This window comes from Xanthomonas sp. NCPPB 3959, from assembly GCF_056675575.1.
This window is the reverse complement of the sequence record NZ_JBWWVR010000020.1, coordinates 54,569-78,162: the sequence shown is the minus strand read 5'-3', so window position 1 is coordinate 78,162 and position 23,594 is coordinate 54,569. Positions and strand designations below refer to the sequence as shown.

Here is a 23,594-nt window from a genome sequence, read left to right as displayed (position 1 = left end):
TCAGCGTTTGATCTGGACTTCCGACGCGTTTGACCTGAACTTCTGCGTTTGACCTGGACTTCCGACGGCATCCACCAGGATGCGGCCGACAACACCACTGCACTCACCACTCACGCCTTGAGCCGATAACCGCTGCGGAAGATCGCCGCCACCACGCCCAGGCACACGATCAGGAACAGGAAGGTCATGCCGGTGCTCACCGCGATGTGCACGTCGGCCTTGCCGTAGAAACTCCAGCGGAAGCCGCTGATCAGATAGACCACCGGATTGAACAAGGTGACCTTCTGCCACAGCGGCGGCAGCATGTTGATCGAGTAGAAACTGCCGCCCAGGAAGGTCAGCGGCGTGACCACCATCAGCGGAATCACCTGCAGTTTTTCGAAGCCGTCGGCCCAGATGCCGATGATGAAACCGAACAGGCTGAAGGTCAGCGCGGTGAGCACCAGAAAGCCCAGCATCCACACTGGGTGGGCAATCTCATATGGCACGAACAGCCGCGCGGTGAGCAGGATCAGCAAGCCCAGCAACACCGACTTGGTCGCCGCCGCGCCGACATAGCCGATCACGATCTCCCACCACGCCACCGGCGCCGACAACACCTCGTAGATGGTGCCGGCCCAGCGCGGCATGTAGATGCCGAACGAGGCGTTGGAAATGCTCTCGTTGAGCAAGGACAGCATCACCAGCCCGGGAATGATGAAGGCGCCGTAGCTGATGCCGTCGATATCGCCCATGCGCGAACCGATCGCCGCGCCGAACACCACAAAATACAGTGAGGTCGACAACACCGGCGAGGCGATCGACTGGGTAAGCGTGCGGAACGCGCGCGCCATTTCGAAGCGGTAGATCGCAGCGATCGCATACCTGTTCATGCGCGTACCTCCTGCTGGCGTGCACCGTGCACCAGATTGACGAAGATCTCTTCCAGCGAACTCTCGCTGGAATGCAGGTCCTTGAAATCGATGCCCTGCTCGTTGAGCCGGCGCAGCAGCCCGCCGATGCCGGTCTGCTCGGCCTGGGTGTCGAAGGTGTAGATCAGGCTGTTGCCATCGGCCGACAGTTCCAGCGGCAGATCGCCCAGCGCGGCCGGGATGGCCTGCAGCGGCGCCTGCAGGCTGAGCGTGAGCTGCTTCTTGCCGAGCTTGCGCATCAGCGTGTGCTTGTCTTCCACCAGCACCAGCTCGCCGCGATTGATCACCCCGACCCGGTCGGCCATGTCTTCGGCTTCTTCGATGTAATGGGTGGTCAGGATCACCGTGGTGCCCTGCTCGCGCAGCCGCCGCACCATCTGCCACATGTCGTGGCGCAATTCCACGTCCACACCGGCAGTAGGTTCGTCCAAAAAGAGAATGCGTGGCTCGTGCGCCAGCGCCTTGGCGATCAGCACGCGCCGCTTCATGCCGCCGGACAGCGTGGAAATCTTGTTGTTGCGCTTGTCCCACAACGAGAGCTCGCGCAACACCGTTTCCAGGTAGTGCGGATTGGCCGGCTTGCCGAACAGCCCGCGGCTGAAACGCACGGTGGCCCACACGCTTTCGAACGCATCGGTGGCTAGTTCCTGCGGCACCAGGCCGATGCTGGCACGCGCGGCGCGGTAGTCGCGCACGATGTCGTGGCCATCGGCCAGCACGGTGCCGGTGCTCGGATTGATCAACCCGCAGATGATGCTGATCAGCGTGGTCTTGCCGGCGCCGTTGGGACCGAGCAGCGCGAAGATTTCGCCGCGCTGGATTTCAAGATCCACGTGCTTGAGCGCCTGAAAACCGCCAGCGTAGGTCTTGCTCAATCCCTGGATGGAAACGATTGGAGTCATGTGTTCTGCACTGGAACGATCAGCCGCACAGGGTAGGCCGTGCGCCATGAAGATGGGAGCAGTGTGGATGGGATGGTGTCTCCCGACGAGCAGCAAGGAGCGTCAGCGAACTGGACCGCGCACACCTGCTGCGTCTGTTTGTAGCGCATCTCCATGTAGGAGCGCGCTTGCGCGCGATGAGGCTTTCCCGCCAATGCCCCATCGCGCGCAAGCGCGCTCCTACACAACCCGGGCGTCACCACCGCTGCGGCTCCTGCGATTCCCCAATCCCGATTCTCTATTCCCGCGCGCGCCAGCGCGTCACGCCCGCTTGCGCGACTCGATCAGATCCAGATTGCGCACCAGCCGGCGCGACAGGTCGTCGGAAATCTCGCGGCGGCGCGCGAGCTTGAACAACTCGTTGCGCTCGGCCACCAATGCGGCATGACGGAACTGGCGCAGTGCCTGTTCGTAGGCACCGGCCTCTTCCGGGTCGGTCTCGGCCATGTCCACCGCGCCGAGCTTGCGTTGATAGCGCTGGCTGACCTGATTGGCCGCCGCGTTGTAGCGCTCGGCATGCTTGCTGCCATCCACCAGCCGCTGGCGCAGTTTTTCCACCGCTTCCAGCGCGGCCTGCGAGGCGGCCTTCACCGCCAGGTCTTCCTTGAGCTGCTCGTCTTCTTCTTCGGGCAGCTCCAGTCCGCGCAGCAGCGGCGGCAACGCCACGCTGGCGACCAGCAACGAGACCAGGATCACCGAGGCGGCCAGGAAAATCGCCAACTGGCGGGCCGGGAACGGCGAGCCGTCTTCCAGCATCAACGGCAACGTGAGCACGCCGGCCAGGGTGATCGCACCACGCACGCCGGCCAGCGAGACCGCCACCACGATGCGCCACGGCGGGCTGACATGCTGCTCGCCGCGCCACTGCGCCTTGAAGATGTTCCAGCGCAGCGACAGGAACACCCATACGAAGCGCAACGCCATCAGGCTGGCGCTGATGGTGGCCACGTACACCGCCAACCACCATGGATTGAGGTGCCCGGCTTCCTGCACGCTGCGTACCGCCCCGTCCAGGATGCCCGGCAACTGTTCGCCCAGCAGCACGAAGATGATGCCGTTGAAGGTGAACTGCACCGTGTCCCACACCGCCGAGCGCTGCAGCCGCATATTGCCCGGCGCATTACCGGCCATTTCCACGTAGCTCATGGTGACGCCGGCGGCCACGGCAGCCAGGATGCCCGAAGCATGGAAGGCTTCGGCCAGCAGATAGGCCGCAAACGGGGTGAGCAGGTTGACCAGGATCGCCGAACCCGGCTCCTCGCCGAAGTGGCGCCAGATCCAGGCCTGGATGCGGCTCAGGCCGAAGGTGGTCGCCACGCCCAATGCCAGCCCGGCAAGCGCCACCCACAGGAAGGTCAGCGAAGCGGTGGCGATCGAGAAGCTGCCGGTCAGCACCGCAGCCACTGCAAACTGGAAGCACACCAGACCGGAGGCATCGTTGAGCAACGACTCGCCTTCCAGGATGTGCATCAGCCGCTTGGGAATCGGCACCTTGGAGGCGATCGAGGACACCGCCACCGGGTCGGTCGGCGAGATGATCGCGGCCAGCGCGAAGGCCACCGCCAGCGGCATCGCCGGGATCAACCAATGGATCAGCAGGCCCGCGCCGACCACGGTGAACACCACCAGGCCCAGCGCCAGTTCCAGGATGGCCGCCTTGTCGCGGAACAGGCCTTGTTTGGGAATGCGCCAGCCATCCAGAAACAGCAGCGGCGGCAGGAACAACAGGAAGAACAATTCCGGTTCCAGCTCGTGCCCGGCATCGAACACACCGGAGACCACCGCGCCGAGCGCGATCTGGACCAACGGCAAAGGCAACGAGAACGGCAGGATGCGGATCAGATAACCGCTGGCCGCGACCGCCAGCAACATGGCGAGGACGACATCGATCGAATGCATGAAAAACCCGGAAGAAGAAACGGTGCGCGTACGGCATCGCATCGTGCAACGCACAACTAACGCGCCGAAGGGAACATACCGGTTTGCAGGCGGCGATGAAACCACCGCGCCGCCTGGGCCTGGGCGCGGTCCTGCACGGTGACCGCCACGAGGGGGTGCTGCTGCAGCTCTGTGGCGGGTGTCTGTCGATCAGACACGGTGGGATACGCTGCCGGATGGACAGGCCGAGACGAGGATGAAAGCAGCCGGCAACGTGATCGCTCGCCACGTCACGCATGCCGGCGGCTTGCCTATGCAGGTTGGCTGGACGGGATCAGCTGTGGTGAACGTGCTTGTTCGCGTGCGGCTTCGATGGCCCAGTGCCCTCGACCGGGACCAGGAAGGTCGCTTGATGCAGTTTCAGCTTGGAATCGTAGTGACTCACCGTCACCTTGAGCGCCTTGACCTTCTTCTTGAAGGCGTAAGGCCACTGCGCGCCGACCATCTGCTGCCCGGGCTTTTGACCGTCAGCGTCTCCTACGAGCTTGATGCGCACGGGGTAATTGCCTGCGCCACCGTTGTCCGCATCGTTGGCGTCGGACACGTCGATATGCGCTTTCGAAAACGCCAGCGTCGACGGGCCGACGTCCTTGACGTCCTTATAGTTGGCGCTGTCGTCGAATCCGATATTTTTATAGCTATAGGTCAGCAGGATCACTTGCGTAGGAACCCAGGAGCCACCGCCGTAATTGGGAATTTTCACCTTGGCCACGCGTGCGGAATCCACCGCGAATTCCCACTCGCCCGGCACGATCCATTTCTGACCTGGCCGATAGATGTCACTCGCAGGAACAGCAGCGGTCGCTGACGGCGCATGCGTTGGCGTTGGCGTTGGCGTTGGCGTGACAGCTGCTGCCTGTGCAGTGCCGGATAACACCAGCGCGCCTGCCGCCAACCATGCCGGCAGTACCAATCGATTGAACTCACTCTTTTTGGGTTTCATGTTCTACAGCCTCTGAGCACTGATCATCACGCAAGGGTATGAATGGTAATTGCACTGTCCGGCGCCGCTTCTGCCATTCGCGAACATTCGTGCAGCATTAGGGTGGTCGTGCGACGGCTACGACCCCGATGGGCTTGATAACGGACTGATCGCGCGGCCCTTGCATCACAGGTTCGCCATAGAGTGTTTAAACCGTTAGTCGGCATGTGTGGCCATCGCGACTCGAACAGACTCAACCGCAGGCCACCGATCTGCAGTCGCTACGACAGATGTGCGATGACATTGCAGCACAGCATCTCCATGTAAAAAACGCGTGATGCATCCGCGCCGCATCCGGCCGCGTATCCAGCTATACGATTGCCATCCAGGTGATCGCCTACCCAAAGGATCGATGCCTCATGAAGACCTCATTCCAGTCGCTTGCCATTGCCACCGCCATTGCCCTGACGAGCGCGATGGCTCCTGCCTACGCGGCGTCCAACCCAATGGTGGGTGGTGCGCCGATGCTGGTGACCAAGGACATCGTCGACAACGCGGTCAACTCCAAGGATCACACCACCCTGGTCGCGGCAGTCAAGGCCGCTGGCCTAGTCGAGACGTTGAAGGGCCCGGGCCCGTTCACCGTGTTTGCCCCGACCAACGCCGCATTTGCCGCATTGCCGGCCGGCACTGTCGACACCTTGTTGAAGCCCGAATCCAAGCCCACCTTGACCAAGGTGCTGACCTATCACGTGGTGCCGGGCAAGGTTGACGCCGCTTCGCTGATCGCCAAGATCAAGGCCGGCGGCGGCAGCGCCACGCTGACCACCGTGCAGGGTGAGCCGCTGACCGCAAAGCTCAATGGCAAGAAGGTCACCATCACCGACGTCAAGGGCAACACCGCCAACGTCACCATTGCCGATGTGGTGCAGAGCAATGGCGTGATCCACGTGGTCGACAAGGTGTTGATGCCGTAATTGCATCTGGCTGCAAGGCACGTCGTTGTCATTGCATGCGCAGGTAGTCCATCGGCGGAATGCAGGGGGATTCCGCCGATGGGGCGCAACCGTCATGTGCGCTGGCGTTATCGAGACATTTTGAACGCGCGCCGCCTCGGTGCATCCATGCATATGTCGACGTGGACAAACGCTTTTTGTAGGCCGATCCGCGTGTACCTGAAACCACGTTTCAGGTACACGCCACCGAACCGCGAAGCGGCGGTGATGGAGTCACTGGTTCCTCAGTGGCCCCACTTGGTGTCTTGGTTCTCCGACACCGTACGCGTGCCATTGCACGCGTATTTTTTTATGGCGCGGCCGAGCTGCCAGCCGACATCGGTACGTCCAGCAGCTGGCGCAGATCTTCCACAAACCCGCGATAGCCTTCTTCGCGTGCGGCTGTCGTTGGCTGACGCAACACCCATGACGGATGCACGGTAGTCAGCACCGGCGTGCCATCGTCCAGGCGCTGCCATTGGCCGCGTTCGCGCATCAAGCGAAAGCCGCTTCCTAACACCGCCTGTGCCGCGGTCGCGCCCAGGCACACGATCTGCGCCGGACGCAGTTGTGCGCGCTCTGCATGCAACCAGCCACTGCAGGCCTGCACATGCGCCCGTTCCGGGTTGCGATGCAGCCGCCGTTTACCGCGTTGCTCGAAGCGGAAATGCTTGACCGCATTGGTCACATAGACCGTGGCGCGATCGATGCCGATCTCGCCCAGCGCCATATTGAACAAACGCCCGGCCGGCCCGACGAACGGACGCCCGCTCAGATCCTCTTCGTCGCCCGGCTGCTCGCCGATCACCATCACCGATGCATCGTTCGGCCCTTCGCCAAACACCGTCTGCGTTGCCGGTTGCCACAACGCGCAACGCCGGCAATCGCGCGCGGCCACGCGCAACTGCGCCAGGCTTTGCGTGGCCACTTCCGGGACCGGCGCTGGCGCGACCGGCACTCGCCGCCGCACCGGCTCTGGCGCACGCTCGGCCATCTCGCGCACGCGCACACCCGCCTCGCGGATCAGCTCCGGCAACAAGCTCGCCTCGGGCAGATTCTTCCAGTATTTCTGTGGCATTTCCTGCCGCATCATGGTGGGATTGAGCCGCGCCGGATTGAAGATGTGCGCGTAATAGGTGCGCCACAGCGTCTCCTGCGCATCGTCGGCCGGCACTTGGGTGCGCACGGCGCCTTCGCCGAACGTCAACGCCTCGCCATCCCAGCGCACACTGCGATACGGAGTCAGAATCGCCCAGCGCATTCCGGCGAAACGGCGCGCGAAAAACGGCGCCACCCGATCCACGATCCAGTGTTCGGGCTCGAACCACGCCACAAAGTCTTCTTCTTCGCCGGGCAAGCGCCGGAAGCGCACGAATGCCTTCATCTTGTGCGTATCGCGTTGCACCGCCTTCTGCCACTGTGCCACACGGTGCACATCGACATCGGTCGCCCGCTCCAGCAACGCCCGCTCGCCGGACGCCACCCGCCACAACAACCGATACAACACCGCATAGCGCTGCGGATCGCGATGACACAATACCGAGCCCGCCATCTGCAAAAACTCTGCCGACACACGCGGGGGGGCAACCACCGCCGGCAGGTCCAGCAGCCCCTGCCCCATCAACAAGCCACCCTGCACGCCACCATTCCACGCAATGGAGTCAGGCTCCACCTGCGCGCACCACCCCGCCCGCGCCAGCGCACGCCATGCATCAAGACTCCAACCTGGCTCAACTTCAGCGCTGAACATCGCTTACACCTGACCTCAAGATTTTCGATCTCGCCATCGCTCTACTGGCGGCACTATCGTTGCGTTGTTGCGATTTTCTCGCGGGCTTTTGCGGCTTTTGCTGCTACTGATGCTGGTCGCTTGTCGCTTGTCGCTTGTCGCTTGTCGACGTTGATTTTGCTGCACCAAGTCGCCTTAGAGCGAGCCGAGCACCGCAGCCATGCGTGGCCGAAGAGGCGCCCTGTCTGAGCGCAGCGAGTTTGGGCGCCGTGCCGCGCATGGCGAGGAGCACAGGGCACCGGTGCGGCTGTATCGCACCGGATCGCGTCAGGCGACAGCGGTTTTGGTTACTTTTGCCAAGACAAAAGTAACCCGCGCCGCAAGGCGTGGAAGCTCTTGGCGCAGGAATTCGGTGGTGGAAATTGGGGATTCGTAGAAGCAATCAAGAACTTCCAAGTCATGCGTGCGGCCGTACCCTCATCCGCCCTTCGGGCACCTTCTCCCGACGGGAGAAGGGACAGGCGTCAATCGAACAAACTTGCCTGTCGCGGTGCCGGCGCCAACTGCGCGCGTAACCGCACCGGATCGTCCAAGCGCTGGCGCGGATGATGATCCAGCACACTCACAAACGGCAGCAGCTTCTTCATCGGCACCCGCAACCGCGCCAGATCTCCCACCCGCAAGCGCGCATGCCTGCGCGACAACAGCAAGCGCTCCACATTGCGCGTGCCCAGGCCCGGTACCCGTAGCAGCATCTCGCGCGGCGCCGCGTTCAAATCCACCGGAAAGCGCTCCGGATTGCGCAACGCCCACGCCAGCTTCGGGTCCACATCCAGATCGAGCATGCCGCTGGATTGCGCCGGCGCAATCTCTTCCACGCTGAAGTCGTAGAAGCGCAACAACCAGTCGGCCTGATACAGCCGATGCTCGCGCTGCAACGGCGGCGCCTGCAGCGGCAACTTGGAGGAGGCATCCGGGATCGGGCTGAACGCCGAGTAATACACCCGGCGCATCCGGTAATTGCCGTAGAGATTGTGGCTGGTGTCCAGAATGCTGCGGTCGTTGGCGTCGTCGGCACCGACGATCATCTGCGTGCTTTGCCCGGCCGGGGCGAAGCGCGGCGGCTTGGCGCGGCGCACTTTTTCGGCCTTGCGCTCGAGCTGATTCTCTTCGATGCGCCAACGCAGTTCACCCATCGCCGCGCGAATGCCGCCGACGCTTTTTTCCGGCGCCAGCAAGGTCAGGCCCTGCTCGGTCGGCAACTCCACGTTGATGCTCAGGCGGTCGGCGTAGCGACCGGCCGCGGCCAGCAATTCCGGCGTGGCATCGGGGATGGTCTTGAGATGGATGTAACCGGCGAAGTGATGCACCTCGCGCAGCTGCCGCGCCACTTCCACCAGCTGCTCCATGGTGTAGTCGGAGTTGCGGATGATGCCGCTGGACAGGAACAGGCCTTCGATGTAATTGCGCTTGTAGAAATCCAGCGTCAGCGTGACCACTTCTTCCGGCGTGAAGCGCGCGCGGCGCACGTTGCTGGACACCCGATTGACGCAGTACGCGCAATCGAAGATGCAGAAGTTGGTCAGCAAAATCTTCAGCAGCGAGACGCAGCGGCCATCGGGCGTGTATGAGTGGCAGATGCCCATGCCCTCGGTGCTGCCGATGCCGCCGGTGCCGAGCGAATTGCGCTTGTTGGCGCCACTGGAGGCGCAGGAGGCGTCGTATTTGGCGGCGTCGGCGAGGACGGCGAGCTTGTCGAGGATTTTCACCCAAGCAGCATGCAGCGATGGCGTCTCAGCCTGTGAGACTGCCCCGCACGCATCGTGAATGCTTCAGAGCGCTGTGGTGCGGGCGCCATGCCTTGGCGTTGTGCGGCTGGCTGGCTCCAATCGCCATACGTGATGGCGGTGGTGCCCAGTCCGCCGCCATACGTCATTGCTGCGGCGCGGCGCGCCGTCTGAGCCATGCGTGATGCCTATGGTGCCAGCGTGTCACCGGCACATGCCTGATGGCAACGGTATCGGCATGCTGCCGGCACTTTACGTGTCGGCCACAATGCCTGCGTGCTGCAAGCACGGTGGACTCATGCGGCAACCGGATCCGCAAGCGCGCGATCCCCATCGAACCGGTAGATATCCATGGCCAGAAGGCCGGCATCGATACCCGCATCGATGCGCTGCGCGCCAAGCCGGTCGTCGCCCGCCGCGCCCATCGCCACATACAGCGGCAACAGGTGCTCGTCAGTGGGATGCGCGCGCGCGGCCTGCGGTGCCTGGCGGCGATAGTCCAATAGCGCGGCGATGTCGTTTTCGACCAACTTGCGTTCGGTCCATTCGATGAAGGGCCGCACGTACGGCGCCTCGCGCTCGGCACTGTAGCCCTGGCGCGCGTCGTGCAGGTTGTGGGTGATGCTGCCCGAGCCGATCACCAGCACACCTTCATCGCGCAACGGTGCCAGCGCGCGGCCCACCGCGAACTGGTGGGCCGGGCCGAGCTCTGGCTGGATCGACACCGACACCACCGGAATCTCGGCAGCCGGATACAGCAGGCGCAGCGGCACCCACACGCCATGATCGAAGCCGCGCTGCGGGTCCAGGTGCGGATGCAGGCCGGCCTGCTCCAGCCGACGCAGGATCTGTTGCGCCAACGCCGGCTCGCCAGGCGCGGGATACTCCAGCTCGTACAGCGGCGCAGGAAACCCGCCGAAGTCGTGGATGGTGGCCGGCCGCGCCGCGCCACTGACCAGCGGGCGACGGCCAAGCCAATGCGCGGACGCAACCACAATCGCGCGTGGCCGCGGCAAGGTCTGCGCAAGCTCGGCCAGGCGCTCGCCGACCTGCCCCGGCTGCAGCGCAGTCATTGGCGATCCATGCGAGATGTACAGGGAAGGCAAGCGGGTCATGGACAACTCCTCGTAAAGAAAAACAAACCGCCTCAGCGCGCCGGCTTCAAGGCCAGGGCGCCATCGCCAAGCAGCGATTGCACGATCAGCAACACCGCCCATAGCGCCGGATATTCCCAGCCACCACCCGGATTGGAGAAGCCGAAGCCATTGGCGCCATGCACGCTGACGATGGTGCCCAGCAGCAGCGGCACGCCCAACAGCGCCACCCAGCGCGCGTAGATGCCCAACAGCAAGGACAGGCCCAGGCCGAGTTCCAGCGCGATGGTGAGGTAACCCAGCACGCCGGGCAGGCCGAGCGACTGGAAATAGGCCGCCGTACCGGCCGGGGTGAACACCAGCAGCTTGGTCAGGCCGTGCACCAGGAACAGCGCGCCCAGACTGATGCGCAACAAGGCCGTGCCGTAAGCGACGGTACGCGGGGATGCAAGGGAAGTGGACATTTGACAGACTCCGGTGAGGACCTGCACAGCCTATTGCTTACAAATTTCTGATAAATAGTTTTGATTCGGATAATTTATTGCGATCAAAGCAATAATCGGATCCAGCATGGATACCCTCGACGCAATGCGCGTGTTCACCGCAGTGGCCGAACGCAGCGGCTTCAGCGCTGCAGCCGATGCGCTGGACCGCTCCACCGCCAGCGTCACCCGCCAGGTCGCCGCGCTCGAGCAGCGGCTGGGCACCCGCCTGCTCAACCGCACCACCCGGCGGGTCAGCCTGACCAGCGCCGGCACCGCGTATTACCAGCGCTGCCTGCAGCTGCTGGCCGATCTGGACGACCTGGAGGCCACCGTGGGCGCTCAGGCGCTGGAGCCGGCCGGGGTGCTGCGCGTCAACGCGCCGGTGAGCTACGGCATCGAGCGGCTGGCGGCGTTGCTGCCGGGCTTTCGCGCGCGCTACCCGCAGGTGGAGCTCGACCTGTCGCTGTCCGACCGCCTGGTCGACATGGTGGAAGAAGGCTTCGATGTCGCCATCCGCATCACCCGCCAGCCGGCGCCGACGCTGATCGCCCGCCAGCTGGGCAAGGTGCGGCTGCTCACGTGTGCGGCGCCGGCCTATCTGGCACGCGCGGGCACGCCCAGGCATCCATCCGATCTGGCCGGCCACGAATGCCTGCTCTATCACTACTCGCCCAATGGCGACGAGGTGCGCTTCCATGGCCCCGATGGGGATACCACTGTGCGCATCCACGGCGGGCTTCGCGCCAACAACGGGCATGTGTTGAGCGCGGCGGCGGTGGCCGGCCAGGGCATTGCGATGCAGCCGGATTTTCTGGCCGACGACCACCTCGCCGCCGGGCGCCTGGTACGCATTCTTCCCGAGTACGAGCTGGCCGATATCGGCATCTTCGCGGTCTACACCAGCCGCAGCCATCTGGCGCCGAAGGTGCGCAGCTTCATCGATTACCTGGTCGAGACGATGGGCGAGTGCGCGCCTGGTCTGGCGGCCCCGGCAACAGTTCGTCCCGGCAGTGGTCATTAACCTGTCGGCCCACGTGTGCGCACAATCCCGATCCCCTCGGTTCAAGGACTGCCCATGAGCAAGATCGCCATCGTGTATTTCAGCGGCTACGGCCACACCGTCAAACTGGCCGAAGCCGTGCAGGCCGGCGCCGCCAGCGTCGGCGAGGCCACGCTGTATCGCATCGACCAGGACGGCAACCTGCCCGACGACGCCTGGGAGGCGATCGGTGCGGCCGATGCCATCATCTACGGCAGCCCCACCTACATGGGCGGGCCGGCCTGGCAGTTCAAGAAGTTTGCCGACACCAGTTCCAAGCCGTGGTTTGCGCAGGCGTGGAAGGACAAGATTGCGGCCGGCTTCACCAACTCGGCCTCGGTCAATGGCGACAAGTACGCCACCATCCAGTACTTCTGGACGCTATCGCAGCAGCACGGCCAGGTCTGGGTCGGCACCGGGTTGATGCCGGCCAACACCAAGGCCAACGGCCCGCAGGACATCAACTGGACCGCCGGCTGGGCGGGCGCGCTGGCGATCTCGCCGTCCGATGCCTCGCCGGAAGAAGCGCCGCGCAGCGGCGATCTGGAAACCGCCAGGCTGCTCGGCAAGCGCATTGCCGAATTCGCCGGCAAGCTCAAGGGCTGAAGCGACAGGTAGTTGCGTCCGCGTAAAAGGCCCGTGCATGGCGGCAGGCTTCGGTCTGCCGGGATGCGCGGGCTTTTGCGTCGTGGCGCAATCGGTGCGGTTGCCATGCCGCAACGGCCTGCAACGGCCGCAACCGCGACGCCTCACCGATCGAGCCACATCGCCCTAACGCCACCCGCGCCATGCTTGGCCCCGCCCTTTTGACCGCACGGAGTTCCCCCACCATGCAAACCCGCACGCTTGGCCGTTCCGGCCCCACCGTCTCTGCACTCGGCCTCGGCTGCATGGGCATGAGCGCGTTCTACGGCAATCGCAGCGACGAGGCCGGCTCGATCAAGGTGATCCATCGCGCGCTCGATCACGGCATCAGCCTGCTCGACACCGCCGACATGTACGGCCCGCACACCAACGAGATCCTGGTCGGCAAGGCGATCGCATCGCGTCGGCATGAAGTGTTCCTGGCCACCAAGTTCGGCATCAAGCTCGATGCCAACGACCCGTCGGTGCGCGGTATCGATGGCAGCCCGGCGTACGTGCAGTCGGCCTGCGAAGCCAGCCTGCGCCGCCTGGGTGTGGAGCATATCGACCTGTATTACCAGCACCGCGTGGATCCCAACGTGCCGATCGAAGACACCGTGGGTGCGATGGCGCGTCTGGTCGAACAGGGCAAGGTGCGTTTTCTTGGGCTCTCCGAAGCGGCTGCGGACACCATTGCGCGTGCGCATGCGGTGCATCCGATCACTGCCGTACAGACCGAATACTCGCTGTGGTCGCGCGAGCCGGAAGACAACGGCGTGTTCGCTGCGGTGCGCGAGCTCGGGATCGGCTTCGTGCCGTATTCGCCGCTGGGGCGCGGTTTTCTTACCGGCGCGTTCTCCTCGCCGGACGACTTCGACGCCGACGATTACCGGCGCCATTCGCCGCGTTTCCAGGGCGACAACTTCACTCGCAACCTGCAGCTGGTGGAACAGGTCAAGGCGATCGCTGCCGACAAGGGCATCACACCCGGACAGCTGGCGCTGGCCTGGGTACTGGCGCAAGGCCAGGATCTGGTGCCGATCCCGGGCACCAAACGTCTGGCCTATCTGGAAGAAAACATCGGCGCGCTCGATGTGGCGCTGATGCCGGACGAGCTGGCACGCATCGATGCGATTTTCCCGGCACAGGCCGCGGCCGGCACGCGCTACCCGGAAGCAATGATGGCCACCGTCAACCGCTGAGCCGGCCTTCGCGTCCTGCCTGCGGCCGCACCGCTGTGGCGACCGCAGGCGCTCACGCCATTGCATCGGCGTGGCTCGCACACTTGGTGCACCCTCACCTGAGCCGTGCGCCAGATGCTGTCTTTCGTAATCCCCGCCCACGACGAAGCCGCGCTGATCGGCGACACGCTGCAGTGCCTGCATGCCTGCGCGCAGACCATGCAGCTGGACTACGAGGTCATCGTGGTGGCCGATGCCTGCGAGGACGACACCGCCGCCATCGCGCGTGCGCATGCTGCGCAGGTGCTGGAGGTGCAACTGCGGCATATCGCCGCCACCCGCAATGCCGGCGCGCAATTGGCATGTGGCGAGCAGTTGTTGTTTCTGGATGCGGACACGCTGATCAACCCGCAGGTGGTGGGCGCGGCATTGGCGGCGCTGGAGGCCGGTGCCGTGGGCGGTGGCGCGCAGGTGCACCTGCAGGGCAGGCGCGTGTGGTCCGAGCGCACCGCACAGGCGATCTTCGGCTGGTTGTTTCGTGTCAGCGGCATCGCGCCCGGCTGCTTTCTGTTCTGCACGCGCGCTGCGTTCGTCAGCGCGGGTGGCTTCGATACGCGTTACTACGCCGGTGAGGATGTGGCGTTGAGCCGCGCGCTGGCACGCTGCGGGCGGTTCGTGATCCTGCGCCAGACCGTGCATACCTCCGACCGCAAGCTGCGCAGCTTTTCCAAGCGCGAACACCTCGGCTTGCTGCTGCGTTTCCTCTGGCGCGGGCGGCGCATGCTGCAGACCCGCGATGCGCTCGGCTTCTGGTACCAGCGCCGGCGCTGAACCGGGCGTGTCCACCCATGCGGGCATATGTCCGTCGTCGTCCGCAAGCCGGGACGTGGCGCTGGCAGCCACTTACACTGCGCCGTCTGTTCTGGTTTCGAGCTGTGCCGCATGGCCCCTTTGCACCGCCCTGTCCTGATCGCTGCGCTGTCTGCGGTGCTGCTGATCACTGCCGCGTGTCACCGCGATGGCAGCACGCCCACGTCCTCTGCCACCACCAAGCCGGCACCCAGCACGCCGAAGTTGGGCGACTTCGGCTTCGATGTGGCGGGCATGGATCGCGGCGTGGCGCCGGGCAACGACTTCTTCGGGTATGCCAGCGGCAACTGGGTCAAGACCACGCAGATCCCCGACGACCGCTCCAGTTACAACAGCTTTGTCGGCATTGCCATCGAGACCGAGCGGCACAGCCGCGACATCATCGAAGGCGCAGCCGCCAACGACCGCGTCACTGGCGAAGACAAGCAGATCGGCGATTACTACGCGGCCTATATGGACGAAGCCGGCATCGAGGCCAAGGGCGTGCGCCCGGTGCAACCGGCACTGGAGGCGATCGCGCAACTGGACGACAAGCAGGCGCTGGCACGCACGTTGGGCGGCCAATTGCGCGCCGATGTGGACCTGCTCAATTCCACCAATTTCTACACCGACCGGCTGTTCGGGCTGTGGATCACCCAGGACCTGCATCACCCCGGGCGTTATGTGCCGTATCTGGTGCAGGGCGGCCTGGGCATGCCCGACCGCAGCTTCTATCTGGATGGCGGGCGCATGCCGCAACTGCGCGACGCCTACCGCGCGTACATCGTCAAGCTGTTGCATCTGGCCGGCATCAGCGATGCACCGGCCCGCGCAGAGCGCATCCTGGCGCTGGAAACCGCGATGGCGCATGTGCATGCCACCGCCGAACAGACCAACAACGTGCCGGCCGGCGCCAATGCGTGGAAACAGGCCGATTTCGCACGTCACGCACCGGGTCTGGATTGGACGCTGTTCTTCGAGGCGGCGGGCTTGAAATCGCAGCAGGACTTCATCGTCTGGCAGCCGCAGGCGGTGGCCGGGTTGTCGGCGCTGGTGCAGTCGCAGCCGCTGCAGACCTGGAAGGACTATCTGAGTTTTCGTGAGCTGGATCGCGCCTCGCCGTATCTGTCCAAGGCCTTCGCGGATGCACGCTTCGCGTTCTACGGCACTACGCTGGAGGGCACCCCGCAACAACGCCAGCGCTGGAAGCGCGCCATCGATGCGACCAATGCGGCGTTGGGCGAGGCGGTCGGCAAACGCTACGTACAGAAGTACGTGAGCGCGCAGACCAAGGCGCGCACCGAAGAGATGGTCAGGAACATCGTCACCGCCTTCGGCCAGCGCATCGATGCGTTGGCGTGGATGAGCCCGGAGACCAAGCAGCACGCCAAGGCCAAGATCGCCGGGTTGACGGTGGCGGTGGGATATCCGGATACCTGGCGCGACTACAGCGGCCTGGACGTGCGCCGCGACGATGCATTGGGCAATGCGGAGCGCGCCAAACTATTCGAGTACCGCCGCAACCTGGCCAAGCTGGGCAAGGCCGTGGATCACCGCGAGTGGTACATGCTGCCGCAGGAAGTCAACGCACTGAATGTGCCGCTGGAAAACCGCCTGCTGTTTCCGGCTGCGCTCCTGCAGCCGCCGTTCTTCGACCCGGCCGCCGATGATGCGGTGAACTACGGCGCGATTGGCGCGGTGATCGGCCATGAGATCAGCCACAGTTTCGACAACATGGGCGCGCTGTTCGACGAACATGGCGAGCTGCACAACTGGTGGACGCCACAGGATCTGAAAAAATTTGCGACCGCCAGCGATGCGCTTGCCGCGCAGTTCAGCGCCTACCGGCCATTCGACGACCTGGCGGTCAACGGCAAGCTGACGCTGGGCGAGAACATCGCCGATGTTGCCGGTCTGGCCACTGCATACGATGCGTATCAACTGTCGTTGCAGGGCAAGCAGCCGCACACCATCGATGGCTTCAGCCCGGATCAGCGCTTTTTCCTGGGCTTTGCGCAGGCCTGGCGCAGCAAGTACCGCGACGCAGCGCTACGCAACGCGGTGCTCACCGACGTACACGCGCCTGGACGCTTCCGCGCGCAGACGGTGCGCAATCTCGATGCATGGTATCCGGCGTTCGATGTGAAGCAGGGCGAGCAGTTGTATCTGGCGCCCGAGCAGCGGGTGCGGATTTGGTAGGTGGTGGACAGGGACGACTGCTGCTGCGTAAGGCGTAGAGCGGTTTTTTTTAGGAGGTCTGGAGCATCTGCCTCTCAACGTACCCTCACCCCAACCCCTCTCCCGGAGGGAGAGGGGCCAAGTCCGCTGCGCGCGTTGGCACCGTGGTGAATTTAGGGCTTCGAGCCCCTCTCCCGCCGGGAGAGGGGTTGGGGTGAGGGTGCGGCTGCCTAGCGCCCTATCCACTCTGGCAACACGCCATGCGCCAGGAGCGGCCAGTACGGCGAAGCAAACCACCATCCGCCGCTCACCCCTCCCCCGGCCACTGCAACAACATCGCCGACGGCAACTGCATCCGCCGACACGCACGCGCAGACAACCCATCACGGCGTAACGCAGTGCGAAACAACGGCGACAGGCTGCGCAACAGACGCGCCGAGGCACGCGCCTGCATGCGTTGCATCGTGGTGCGGCCAAGCATGTCGCTGGCCCAGCCCGGCAGCAAGGCAGTGCCGGCGCCGAGAAATACCCCGCGCGACAAACCTGCCGCAGGCACCGGCAGCTGGATACTGGTGAGAATGTCGAGTACCTCACGCGAGCGTGCGTCCATGCGCAGCTGACCGCGCACGCCGGCGAAATACGCATCTACCTGCGCCTCGCTGGCTGGCACGTCGGTGGCGCCCAGCGCCTCGGCCACACGTCGCGCTTCGTCGTAATAGCGGTCGGCGATGGCAACCGGCACGTCGCGGCAATAGCGCCGGCAGCCCTGCAAAAAGCCGTAGGCCTCGGTGACATGCACCCAGGTCAGCAGCTGTGGATCGTTGGCCTCGTACGCCACGCCGTCGGCGGTATGGCCGCGGATATGCGCATGAATCTTGCGCACGCGGGCGATCAATTGCTCGGCTTCCGCACGCGGTGCGTAGGTGGTGCCGGCAACGAAATTGGTGGTTCTGCGCAGCCGCCCGATCAGGTCGGCACGGAAGTTGGAATGGTCGTAGACCCCGGCCAGCGCGCGCGGGTGCAACAGTTGCAGCATCAACGCGCACAGCCCGCCGGACAGCATGCCGGGGAACTCCGAATGCACGCGCCAGGTGACGCTGTCGGGCCCGAAGATGCCGGGATCGCCCAACGGCTGGTCGTATTCGATACTGCTCTGGCCACGTGGAAACGCGCCCAGCACCCAGCGGCGGATCTGTTCGGCGGCGGGGGCGGTAAGGGTACGCAGGACGGCAGACATGCGGCGATGATACGCAGCCGTCTGCAACGCCATGTCGTGGTTGCGCTGCGTTCCCGCTCACGGCAGCACTGCGGCGGGCTGGTCCGTGCGGGCTGGCCGGCTACTGCAGCATGCGTCTCCACGCGCGCGCAGGTGTGCAGTGCAGCAAGAAACGCGCCGCAGCGTGGCCGCCCTGCGGATCAGAACGCGGCAAACCGCCTGAATACTGCGATTTGTGCGCGAGTGCGCAGGAATGCAGGGCGATTGGTTCGCATCGGGCATTGCCATGCACGGCGAAAGTGCTAGAACTAAGGCCGTCTGACAAAACGCCGCATGGTCCTGTGGTGTTGGGTCGGTCGCTCCAGCGCATCTGGCAACCGCCAGTGCAGCAAGTCGTTCGTACCAGCCATCCGTCGGGAGCTTGTCATGATCGCTTTGTTCCAGGGTTTAGGCCTGCTATTGCAGGACAACGCACTCCATCGCCTCTCCTTCGACGAGCAGGTCGCCAAGTGGCGCGAAAAGACCGACCAGCAGCTCGACGAGGAGCTCGCCCTGCTCACCGTCGCAAAGAAACAGTGGGTAATCGCCTCGATCATCGGCTGGCAGGCCATTTCGCTGGTGCTGCTGGGGGTGATCACGCACCAGTTGTGGCAGAACGACTACCACCTGACCTTCAGCCGCGTGGTGATCATCTTCACTTCGTGGGCGTCGATCCTGTTCGTCATGTGGTACATCGCCGATCTGTTCGATCACAGCGCCGGTTTCGAACGCTGGTTGCGCGCCTTCAATAGCCGCGCGCGGCTGACACCGGATGCCGATTCGGTCGAATGCGTCGCCGATGCGCTGGACATGACCCGCAGCTACCCGGAAGTGCTGCGCTACAAGCAGGAAGTCACCTCCAGGCGCGAGCTGCGCCACGAGGACATCGTCAACATGCGCGAGATGGGCCGGCTGCGCCGCTACACCGAATTGCTGCGCGATCTGGACCGCTTCGACGGTGCGCCGCGGCTGGTGGCCAACGCGTAGAAACCTGCCGAGACTAGCCGCGTGGCGTAATCAGTTTTTCCAGTCATTGAATCACCGCACGACAATGGCGTGCGCCATGAAGCAAAACAAAAACGGCCGGTGCAGCTGCACCGGCCGTTTCTATTTAGATGACGTCTGCTTCAAATGCTGGTCAACATCTGCAGCGACCAACACTACGTAGCCGAGAGTTGCCTACCTGGTGCAAACGTCGCGGAACAACTACAGCACACCAGCAATGCAAGCCTTACCAAGCACCGGCCGCACCTACCGAGGGTGAGCGCAGCCGTTTGATGCCGTTCTTACGCTTCCGCAACCGCCCGTTCCACCGACGGCGTGCGCCAACCGCTGCGCACACCCCAGATGTAGAACACCACGCCGACCGCCGCGACCACCGCCAGATCGGTGCCGTAGCTCAGATAGCCGTGGCCGCCGAAGTCGCTGCTGCCGGCCCAGGACAGCAGCGCGATCATCGGCAGGTAGCAGATCATCCAGGCGGCGCCCTTGAGGTTGCGGCCTAGATCCGGCCAGCCCTGCTTGGCCTGGTAATAGCAGTACACCGGCAGCGCCACGACCATCAGCAGGATGATCTCACCGGTCAGAGGCCAACGCGCCCAGTACAGCAACTCGGTGGCCATCACGAACGCGACGCCGGCCAGCACCGGCAGCGCGGCGATGCGCAGCGGGCGATGCAACTCGGGCGCATGACGGCGCAATGCCATCGCGCTGATCGGGCCGGTGAGGTAGGAAATGATGGTCGCCACAGAGATCACTGCCGCCAGCGTGCCCCAACCGCGGAAGAAGAACAGGAACACGAACGACACCGCCAGGTTGAAGAACATCGCCATGCGCGGCACGCCCCAGACCGGGTGCAGCTTGCCCAGCACCGACGGCATGGTGCCGTTCTTTTCCATGCCGTAGACCATGCGCGCGGTGGTGGCGGTGTAGGTGATGCCGGTGCCGCTGGGGCTCACGAAGGCATCGATGTACAGCAGCATCGCCAGCCAATGCAGGTTGACGATGATGGCCAGCTCGGCGAACGGCGAGCGGAAGTCGATGCCGTGCCAGCCGGCCTTGGCCAGCAACTCCGGCGGTACAGCGCCGATGTAGGCCACCTGCAGGATCACGTAGACCACCGTGGCCAGCGCGATCGAACCCAGCACCGCAAACGGAATGCTGCGGCCCGGGTTGCGCGCCTCGCCGGCCAGGTTCACCGGGCTCTGGAAGCCGTTGAAGCTGAAGACGATGCCGGCGGTGGCCACGGCGGTGAGCACCGCCGCCAGGTCGATCACGTGTTCGTCGCCGTGGATGCCGACGCTGAAGTTTTCGCTATGGAAGCCACTGGCGATCAAGGCCACGCCGGTCGCTGCCGGCACCACCAGCTTGAACACGGTGATCAAGGTATTGGAGCGCGCGAACAGCTTGACGCTCCAGAAATTCAGGAAGAAATACACCAGCACCAGCACCGCCGAGATCAGCAGGCCGGGCACCGACAACTCCCCTGCTCCACCGGGCGCCTGCACGTATAAGCCTTGCGCCCACGCCCACGGCCAGGAGGCCATGTATTGCACCGAGGCCTCGGCCTCGACCGGAATCACCGAGACGATCGCGATCCAGTTGGCCCAGCCGGCGATGAAGCCCACCAGCGAGCCGTGCGAGTAATGGCTGTAGCGCACCATGCCGCCGGACTCGGGGAACATGGCGCCTAGTTCGGCGTAGGAGAGTGCGATGGTGGTGATGATCGCCGCGCCTAGGATCCAGGCCCAGATCGCGCCGGGGCCGGCCAGGCCGGCGGCGCGCCAGGCGCCGAACAACCAGCCGGAGCCGATGATCGAGCCCAGGCCGGTAAGCATGAGGGCGAAGGGGCCAACGTCGCGGCGTAGCGATTGTTCGGACATGAAGAGCCTGGCTGTGAGGACGCCGTGAACCGGCAACAAGCCTGTAATGATCGCAGAAGCGGCCGCTCATCGTCAGTGCGTATTCAGGCTTGTATCCGACAACTGCCTAGCCGTGGCAATCGGCGCTGGGTGCCTTGGCATCCACGCAGGTATGCGCCTCACGCGGGACGCCGCGCAGTGCGCGTACCTGCCCTGCGGCCAACGCAAAGCTGTCCAGGGTCTTGCGTGCGCAGACGGGAGCGGCTGAGCCAGCGTCGGCCGTGCGCGCGGCGCAGTGTTCTTCATAGACCAGGTAGTGGCAGTGCCCGCTACTGCTGGCAAGGCAATGCACGTTGGTTTCGGTGGCGGTGGCCAGGGTCTTGCTGAAGATCACGTCCTGGCCATCGCGGGTGGCGCGGGTGATGGAGGTGGTGCCGTTACGGTCGTGGCAGCCGGCCAGAGCGAGCAGGCAGTAAACCAGTGAGGCGATCAGGCGCATGTCGGCAATCCTTTCAGTCGATGCGATGGGGGGAACTGGAGCGGCCAAAAAAACTGCTGTGCTCACCGTCGGGCGGGCGCTCGCCACGTGTTGCCAGCCGCTGTTACATGCCGCGGAACAGGGTCATGAATGGCTGGCTGACGGTGAGCGTTTCGCTGCGCCCGCGCAGGGCCAGCCGCCCCTTGCCGGTGTCGTCGCGTACCACCGAGGCGACCGCCTTCATGTTGACGATGGTGGAACGGTGGATCTGCTTGAACACCTGCGGGTCCAGCACGTCGAGCAACTCGCGCAGCGGCGTGCGCAGGATCGCTTCGCCGGCGGCGGTCATCACCGTGGTGTATTTCTGATCGGCCTGGAAATACGCCACTTCTTCCAGCGCGATCAAGCGCGTCTCGCGGCCGCTGCTGGCGGTGAGCCAGGCCAGCGGCGGTTGCGCGCTGGGCGCAGCCGGGCGTGCGGACAGGCGCTGCAATAGGGCCTCCAGCACGCTGCCATCCGGCTGGCCGGCGGCGGCACGCTGTTGCACGCGCTGCCAGGTGGCCTGCAGGCGCTCGCGGGCGATCGGCTTGAGCAGGTAATCCACCGCGCCGTGTTCAAACGCATCGATGGCGTACTGATCGTAGGCGGTGACGAAGACCACCTGGGTGTGCGGGCTGCTCTCGCGCATCGCACGCGCCACTTCGATGCCGGTGAGCCCGGGCATGCGGATATCCAGAAACACCACATCGGGTTGTTGCGCGGCGATGGTTTCCAGCGCGCTGGCGCCGTCCTCGCATTCGCCCACGATCTGCAGTTGCGGGCACACCTGCGCCAGCAACTGCAGCAACGATTGCCGCAGCAATGCCTCGTCTTCGGCGATCACCGCACGTAACGCACTCATGCCTGCACCTGCGTGGTGTGTGTCTGCGGGTTGGGCAATGGCGGCGGCATGCTCACCGCTGCGATATGCGCGGGCAGCGGCAAGGTGATCGTGGCGGCCACCCCGCTGGGGAAGTTGGAGACGATGGCAAAGCTGGCCTTGCCGGCGTAGATCAGCTGCAGCCGCTCGCGCAGGTTCTTCAAACCGATGCCGGTGCCCTGACTGTGGGTGTTGAAGCCCTGGCCATCGTCGGCCACGGTGAGCGTGGCATGGTCGTCGATGCGACGCGCCAGGATCCACACCGTGCCGCCGCCGGGCTTGGGTTCCAGGCCGTGCTTGATCGCGTTTTCCACCAGCGTCTGCAACATCATCGAGGGCAGCTGCAGCGCGCGCAGCTCGTACGGCACTTCCACCTGCAAGGCCAGCCGCGTGCCCATGCGGATGCGCAGGATTTCCAGATAGGCCTGGGTACGTTCGAGTTCTTCGCCCAGGCTGGAGATGGCACCATCGGCACTGGGCAACGAGCTGCGCAGGTACTGGATCAGATGCCCGATCATGATCTCGGCGCGCGGCGGGTCGGTGCGGGCCAGCACCTGCGCGCTGGCCAGCGTGTTGTAGAGAAAGTGCGGCTCGACCTGGGCGTGCAGCAGATTCAGCCGTGCCACGGCCAGTTCCTTCTCCATCACCGATTGCTCGGCCGCGGCCTGCTCGTCGCGACGCTGCTCGCCAACCCGGCGTACCACCGCACGATTGATCGCCTCGGCGTTCTCGAAATTGCTGCCCTCGTCCACTGCGAACAAATCCACCCAGGCACCGGCATCGGGCTCGCACAACACGGTGACGCTGCTGGTGCCCTGCCCCGGCGTGATCGTCACCAGCACCTGATTGCGCTTGATCGCAAAGCGCGCGAACAGGTTCCAGCGCGAGGGCTGACGTCCTTCATAGGGATCGATACGGCGCACCTTGGCGCGGATCAGCAGGCTGCCCGGTGCGCATTCGATGTCCTGCACGCGCGGCAGTGCGCGCACCGCTTCTTCGACGACGGCGAAGCTGGCCTGCACGTCCAGTGGCACTTCGATCTGGCGCCGTTGGCGGGTGGACAAGGTGTCGTGATCCAGACGACCGGCGATCAGCCGCACCCGCCGCACATGCGTGACCGCACTCATCAAGGCCAGCGTCAGTAGCACCACGCAGATCAGCCCGAAGAACGCGCCGGTGGAACCGAACAGCTGCGCCCACATGATCCCGGCCACCACCAACGCGGCAGCCCAGGCGAACACGATACGCACGATCAGAAAGACGCTGGCAGACACGGGGGCGACTCGTTGGGTTGGGACGCGGCGAGCATAGCCGGCAAGCGCGCAGTCGAAAGCCCAAAGCGACGAATGGCCGCCAGCGGCGCCTCAATTGCCTGGATCGCGGCACGAAACCCGGCCTTCCCGGCAGT

General features: G+C 64.6%; 20 protein-coding genes. 7 read left to right on the top strand and 13 right to left on the bottom strand.

What is annotated here, in order from left to right:
- Positions 1-110: 110 nt before the first annotated feature.
- The 4 genes from AC1KVG_RS19210 to AC1KVG_RS19195 all read right to left on the bottom strand — a co-directional run bounded on the left by AC1KVG_RS19210 (position 111) and on the right by AC1KVG_RS19195 (position 4,733).
- Entirely contained in the window at positions 111-872 is a 762-nt protein-coding gene (locus AC1KVG_RS19210) for an ABC transporter permease (protein WP_006448574.1), read from the bottom strand.
- Entirely contained in the window at positions 869-1,813 is a 945-nt protein-coding gene (locus AC1KVG_RS19205) for an ABC transporter ATP-binding protein (protein WP_481095436.1), read from the bottom strand. The genes AC1KVG_RS19210 and AC1KVG_RS19205 overlap by 4 nt, the downstream gene beginning before the upstream one ends.
- A 300-nt stretch (positions 1,814-2,113) precedes the next feature.
- Positions 2,114-3,751: a Na+/H+ antiporter gene (locus AC1KVG_RS19200; protein ID WP_043889481.1), complete on the bottom strand. Its 1,638-nt coding sequence runs from the start codon at positions 3,749-3,751 to the stop codon at positions 2,114-2,116.
- A gap of 313 nt (positions 3,752-4,064) precedes the next feature.
- Positions 4,065-4,733, bottom strand: coding sequence for a hypothetical protein (locus AC1KVG_RS19195; RefSeq protein ID WP_481095435.1), 669 nt, complete (start codon positions 4,731-4,733; stop codon positions 4,065-4,067).
- Positions 4,734-5,131: 398 nt separating this feature from the next.
- On the opposite strand from AC1KVG_RS19195, the gene AC1KVG_RS19190 reads away from it, so the two are divergent.
- On the top strand, positions 5,132-5,689 hold the full coding sequence (locus AC1KVG_RS19190) for a fasciclin domain-containing protein (RefSeq protein WP_023905297.1): 558 nt from the start codon (positions 5,132-5,134) through the stop codon (positions 5,687-5,689).
- A gap of 328 nt (positions 5,690-6,017) precedes the next feature.
- Here AC1KVG_RS19190 and AC1KVG_RS19185 read toward each other — a convergent pair whose 3' ends face one another.
- The 4 genes from AC1KVG_RS19185 to AC1KVG_RS19170 all read right to left on the bottom strand — a co-directional run bounded on the left by AC1KVG_RS19185 (position 6,018) and on the right by AC1KVG_RS19170 (position 10,781).
- The gene (locus AC1KVG_RS19185) at positions 6,018-7,457 is read right to left on the bottom strand and encodes a UdgX family uracil-DNA binding protein (protein ID WP_481095434.1); all 1,440 of its coding nucleotides are present in this window, start codon (positions 7,455-7,457) and stop codon (positions 6,018-6,020) included.
- 503 nt (positions 7,458-7,960) lie between these two features.
- Positions 7,961-9,205, bottom strand: a complete 1,245-nt coding sequence (locus tag AC1KVG_RS19180; RefSeq protein ID WP_023905300.1) for a putative DNA modification/repair radical SAM protein — start codon at positions 9,203-9,205, stop codon at positions 7,961-7,963.
- Positions 9,206-9,519: 314 nt separating this feature from the next.
- Entirely contained in the window at positions 9,520-10,338 is an 819-nt protein-coding gene (locus AC1KVG_RS19175; protein WP_481095433.1) for a DODA-type extradiol aromatic ring-opening family dioxygenase, read from the bottom strand.
- A gap of 32 nt (positions 10,339-10,370) precedes the next feature.
- Positions 10,371-10,781, bottom strand: a complete 411-nt coding sequence (locus AC1KVG_RS19170) for a DoxX family protein (protein WP_481095432.1) — start codon at positions 10,779-10,781, stop codon at positions 10,371-10,373.
- 106 nt (positions 10,782-10,887) lie between these two features.
- On the opposite strand from AC1KVG_RS19170, the gene AC1KVG_RS19165 reads away from it, so the two are divergent.
- The 5 genes from AC1KVG_RS19165 to AC1KVG_RS19145 all read left to right on the top strand — a co-directional run bounded on the left by AC1KVG_RS19165 (position 10,888) and on the right by AC1KVG_RS19145 (position 16,694).
- Positions 10,888-11,823: a LysR family transcriptional regulator gene (locus AC1KVG_RS19165; protein WP_481095431.1), complete on the top strand. Its 936-nt coding sequence runs from the start codon at positions 10,888-10,890 to the stop codon at positions 11,821-11,823.
- Positions 11,824-11,877: 54 nt separating this feature from the next.
- Positions 11,878-12,447 carry a flavodoxin family protein gene (locus AC1KVG_RS19160; protein ID WP_481095430.1) on the top strand — a complete coding sequence of 190 codons (570 nt, stop codon included), beginning with the start codon at positions 11,878-11,880 and terminating at the stop codon, positions 12,445-12,447.
- A 224-nt stretch (positions 12,448-12,671) separates the two neighbouring features.
- Positions 12,672-13,667, top strand: coding sequence for an aldo/keto reductase (locus tag AC1KVG_RS19155; protein ID WP_023905306.1), 996 nt, complete (start codon positions 12,672-12,674; stop codon positions 13,665-13,667).
- Positions 13,668-13,781: 114 nt separating this feature from the next.
- Entirely contained in the window at positions 13,782-14,477 is a 696-nt protein-coding gene (locus AC1KVG_RS19150) for a glycosyltransferase (protein ID WP_023905307.1), read from the top strand.
- A 147-nt stretch (positions 14,478-14,624) separates the two neighbouring features.
- Positions 14,625-16,694 (top strand): M13 family metallopeptidase, encoded by a 2,070-nt coding sequence (locus tag AC1KVG_RS19145; protein ID WP_481095439.1) that lies wholly within the window; start codon positions 14,625-14,627, stop codon positions 16,692-16,694.
- Between the two features lie 286 nt (positions 16,695-16,980).
- Here AC1KVG_RS19145 and AC1KVG_RS19140 read toward each other — a convergent pair whose 3' ends face one another.
- Positions 16,981-17,910, bottom strand: coding sequence for an oxygenase MpaB family protein (locus AC1KVG_RS19140; RefSeq protein WP_481095429.1), 930 nt, complete (start codon positions 17,908-17,910; stop codon positions 16,981-16,983).
- A 312-nt stretch (positions 17,911-18,222) separates the two neighbouring features.
- Between AC1KVG_RS19140 and AC1KVG_RS19135 the strand changes: the two genes are divergently transcribed.
- Entirely contained in the window at positions 18,223-18,915 is a 693-nt protein-coding gene (locus AC1KVG_RS19135; protein ID WP_176340294.1) for a hypothetical protein, read from the top strand.
- 299 nt (positions 18,916-19,214) lie between these two features.
- Here AC1KVG_RS19135 and AC1KVG_RS19130 read toward each other — a convergent pair whose 3' ends face one another.
- The 4 genes from AC1KVG_RS19130 to AC1KVG_RS19115 all read right to left on the bottom strand — a co-directional run bounded on the left by AC1KVG_RS19130 (position 19,215) and on the right by AC1KVG_RS19115 (position 23,460).
- A complete protein-coding gene (locus AC1KVG_RS19130) occupies positions 19,215-20,810 on the bottom strand; it encodes an APC family permease (protein ID WP_104552020.1) in 1,596 nt (531 codons plus the stop codon).
- A 106-nt stretch (positions 20,811-20,916) separates the two neighbouring features.
- The gene (locus tag AC1KVG_RS19125) at positions 20,917-21,288 is read right to left on the bottom strand and encodes a hypothetical protein (RefSeq protein ID WP_481095428.1); all 372 of its coding nucleotides are present in this window, start codon (positions 21,286-21,288) and stop codon (positions 20,917-20,919) included.
- A gap of 103 nt (positions 21,289-21,391) precedes the next feature.
- Positions 21,392-22,168, bottom strand: a complete 777-nt coding sequence (locus AC1KVG_RS19120) for a LytR/AlgR family response regulator transcription factor (protein ID WP_481095427.1) — start codon at positions 22,166-22,168, stop codon at positions 21,392-21,394.
- Positions 22,165-23,460, bottom strand: a complete 1,296-nt coding sequence (locus tag AC1KVG_RS19115) for a sensor histidine kinase (RefSeq protein WP_481095426.1) — start codon at positions 23,458-23,460, stop codon at positions 22,165-22,167. Before AC1KVG_RS19115 ends, AC1KVG_RS19120 begins: the two co-directional genes overlap by 4 nt.
- Between the last annotated feature and the right edge of the window lie 134 nt (positions 23,461-23,594).

Bases quoted from the DNA above. Each gene is read 5' to 3' on its own strand.
- AC1KVG_RS19210 (WP_006448574.1), bottom strand. From the start codon at position 872: ATGAACAGGTATGCGATCGCTGCGATCTACCGCTTCGAAATGGCGCGC.
- AC1KVG_RS19205 (WP_481095436.1), bottom strand. From the start codon at position 1,813: ATGACTCCAATCGTTTCCATCCAGGGATTGAGCAAGACCTACGCTGGC.
- AC1KVG_RS19200 (WP_043889481.1), bottom strand. From the start codon at position 3,751: ATGCATTCGATCGATGTCGTCCTCGCCATGTTGCTGGCGGTCGCGGCC.
- AC1KVG_RS19195 (WP_481095435.1), bottom strand. From the start codon at position 4,733: ATGAAACCCAAAAAGAGTGAGTTCAATCGATTGGTACTGCCGGCATGG.
- AC1KVG_RS19190 (WP_023905297.1), top strand. From the start codon at position 5,132: ATGAAGACCTCATTCCAGTCGCTTGCCATTGCCACCGCCATTGCCCTG.
- AC1KVG_RS19185 (WP_481095434.1), bottom strand. From the start codon at position 7,457: ATGTTCAGCGCTGAAGTTGAGCCAGGTTGGAGTCTTGATGCATGGCGT.
- AC1KVG_RS19175 (WP_481095433.1), bottom strand. From the start codon at position 10,338: ATGACCCGCTTGCCTTCCCTGTACATCTCGCATGGATCGCCAATGACT.
- AC1KVG_RS19170 (WP_481095432.1), bottom strand. From the start codon at position 10,781: ATGTCCACTTCCCTTGCATCCCCGCGTACCGTCGCTTACGGCACGGCC.
- AC1KVG_RS19165 (WP_481095431.1), top strand. From the start codon at position 10,888: ATGGATACCCTCGACGCAATGCGCGTGTTCACCGCAGTGGCCGAACGC.
- AC1KVG_RS19160 (WP_481095430.1), top strand. From the start codon at position 11,878: ATGAGCAAGATCGCCATCGTGTATTTCAGCGGCTACGGCCACACCGTC.
- AC1KVG_RS19155 (WP_023905306.1), top strand. From the start codon at position 12,672: ATGCAAACCCGCACGCTTGGCCGTTCCGGCCCCACCGTCTCTGCACTC.
- AC1KVG_RS19150 (WP_023905307.1), top strand. From the start codon at position 13,782: ATGCTGTCTTTCGTAATCCCCGCCCACGACGAAGCCGCGCTGATCGGC.
- AC1KVG_RS19140 (WP_481095429.1), bottom strand. From the start codon at position 17,910: ATGTCTGCCGTCCTGCGTACCCTTACCGCCCCCGCCGCCGAACAGATC.
- AC1KVG_RS19135 (WP_176340294.1), top strand. From the start codon at position 18,223: ATGGTCCTGTGGTGTTGGGTCGGTCGCTCCAGCGCATCTGGCAACCGC.
- AC1KVG_RS19130 (WP_104552020.1), bottom strand. From the start codon at position 20,810: ATGTCCGAACAATCGCTACGCCGCGACGTTGGCCCCTTCGCCCTCATG.
- AC1KVG_RS19125 (WP_481095428.1), bottom strand. From the start codon at position 21,288: ATGCGCCTGATCGCCTCACTGGTTTACTGCCTGCTCGCTCTGGCCGGC.
- AC1KVG_RS19120 (WP_481095427.1), bottom strand. From the start codon at position 22,168: ATGAGTGCGTTACGTGCGGTGATCGCCGAAGACGAGGCATTGCTGCGG.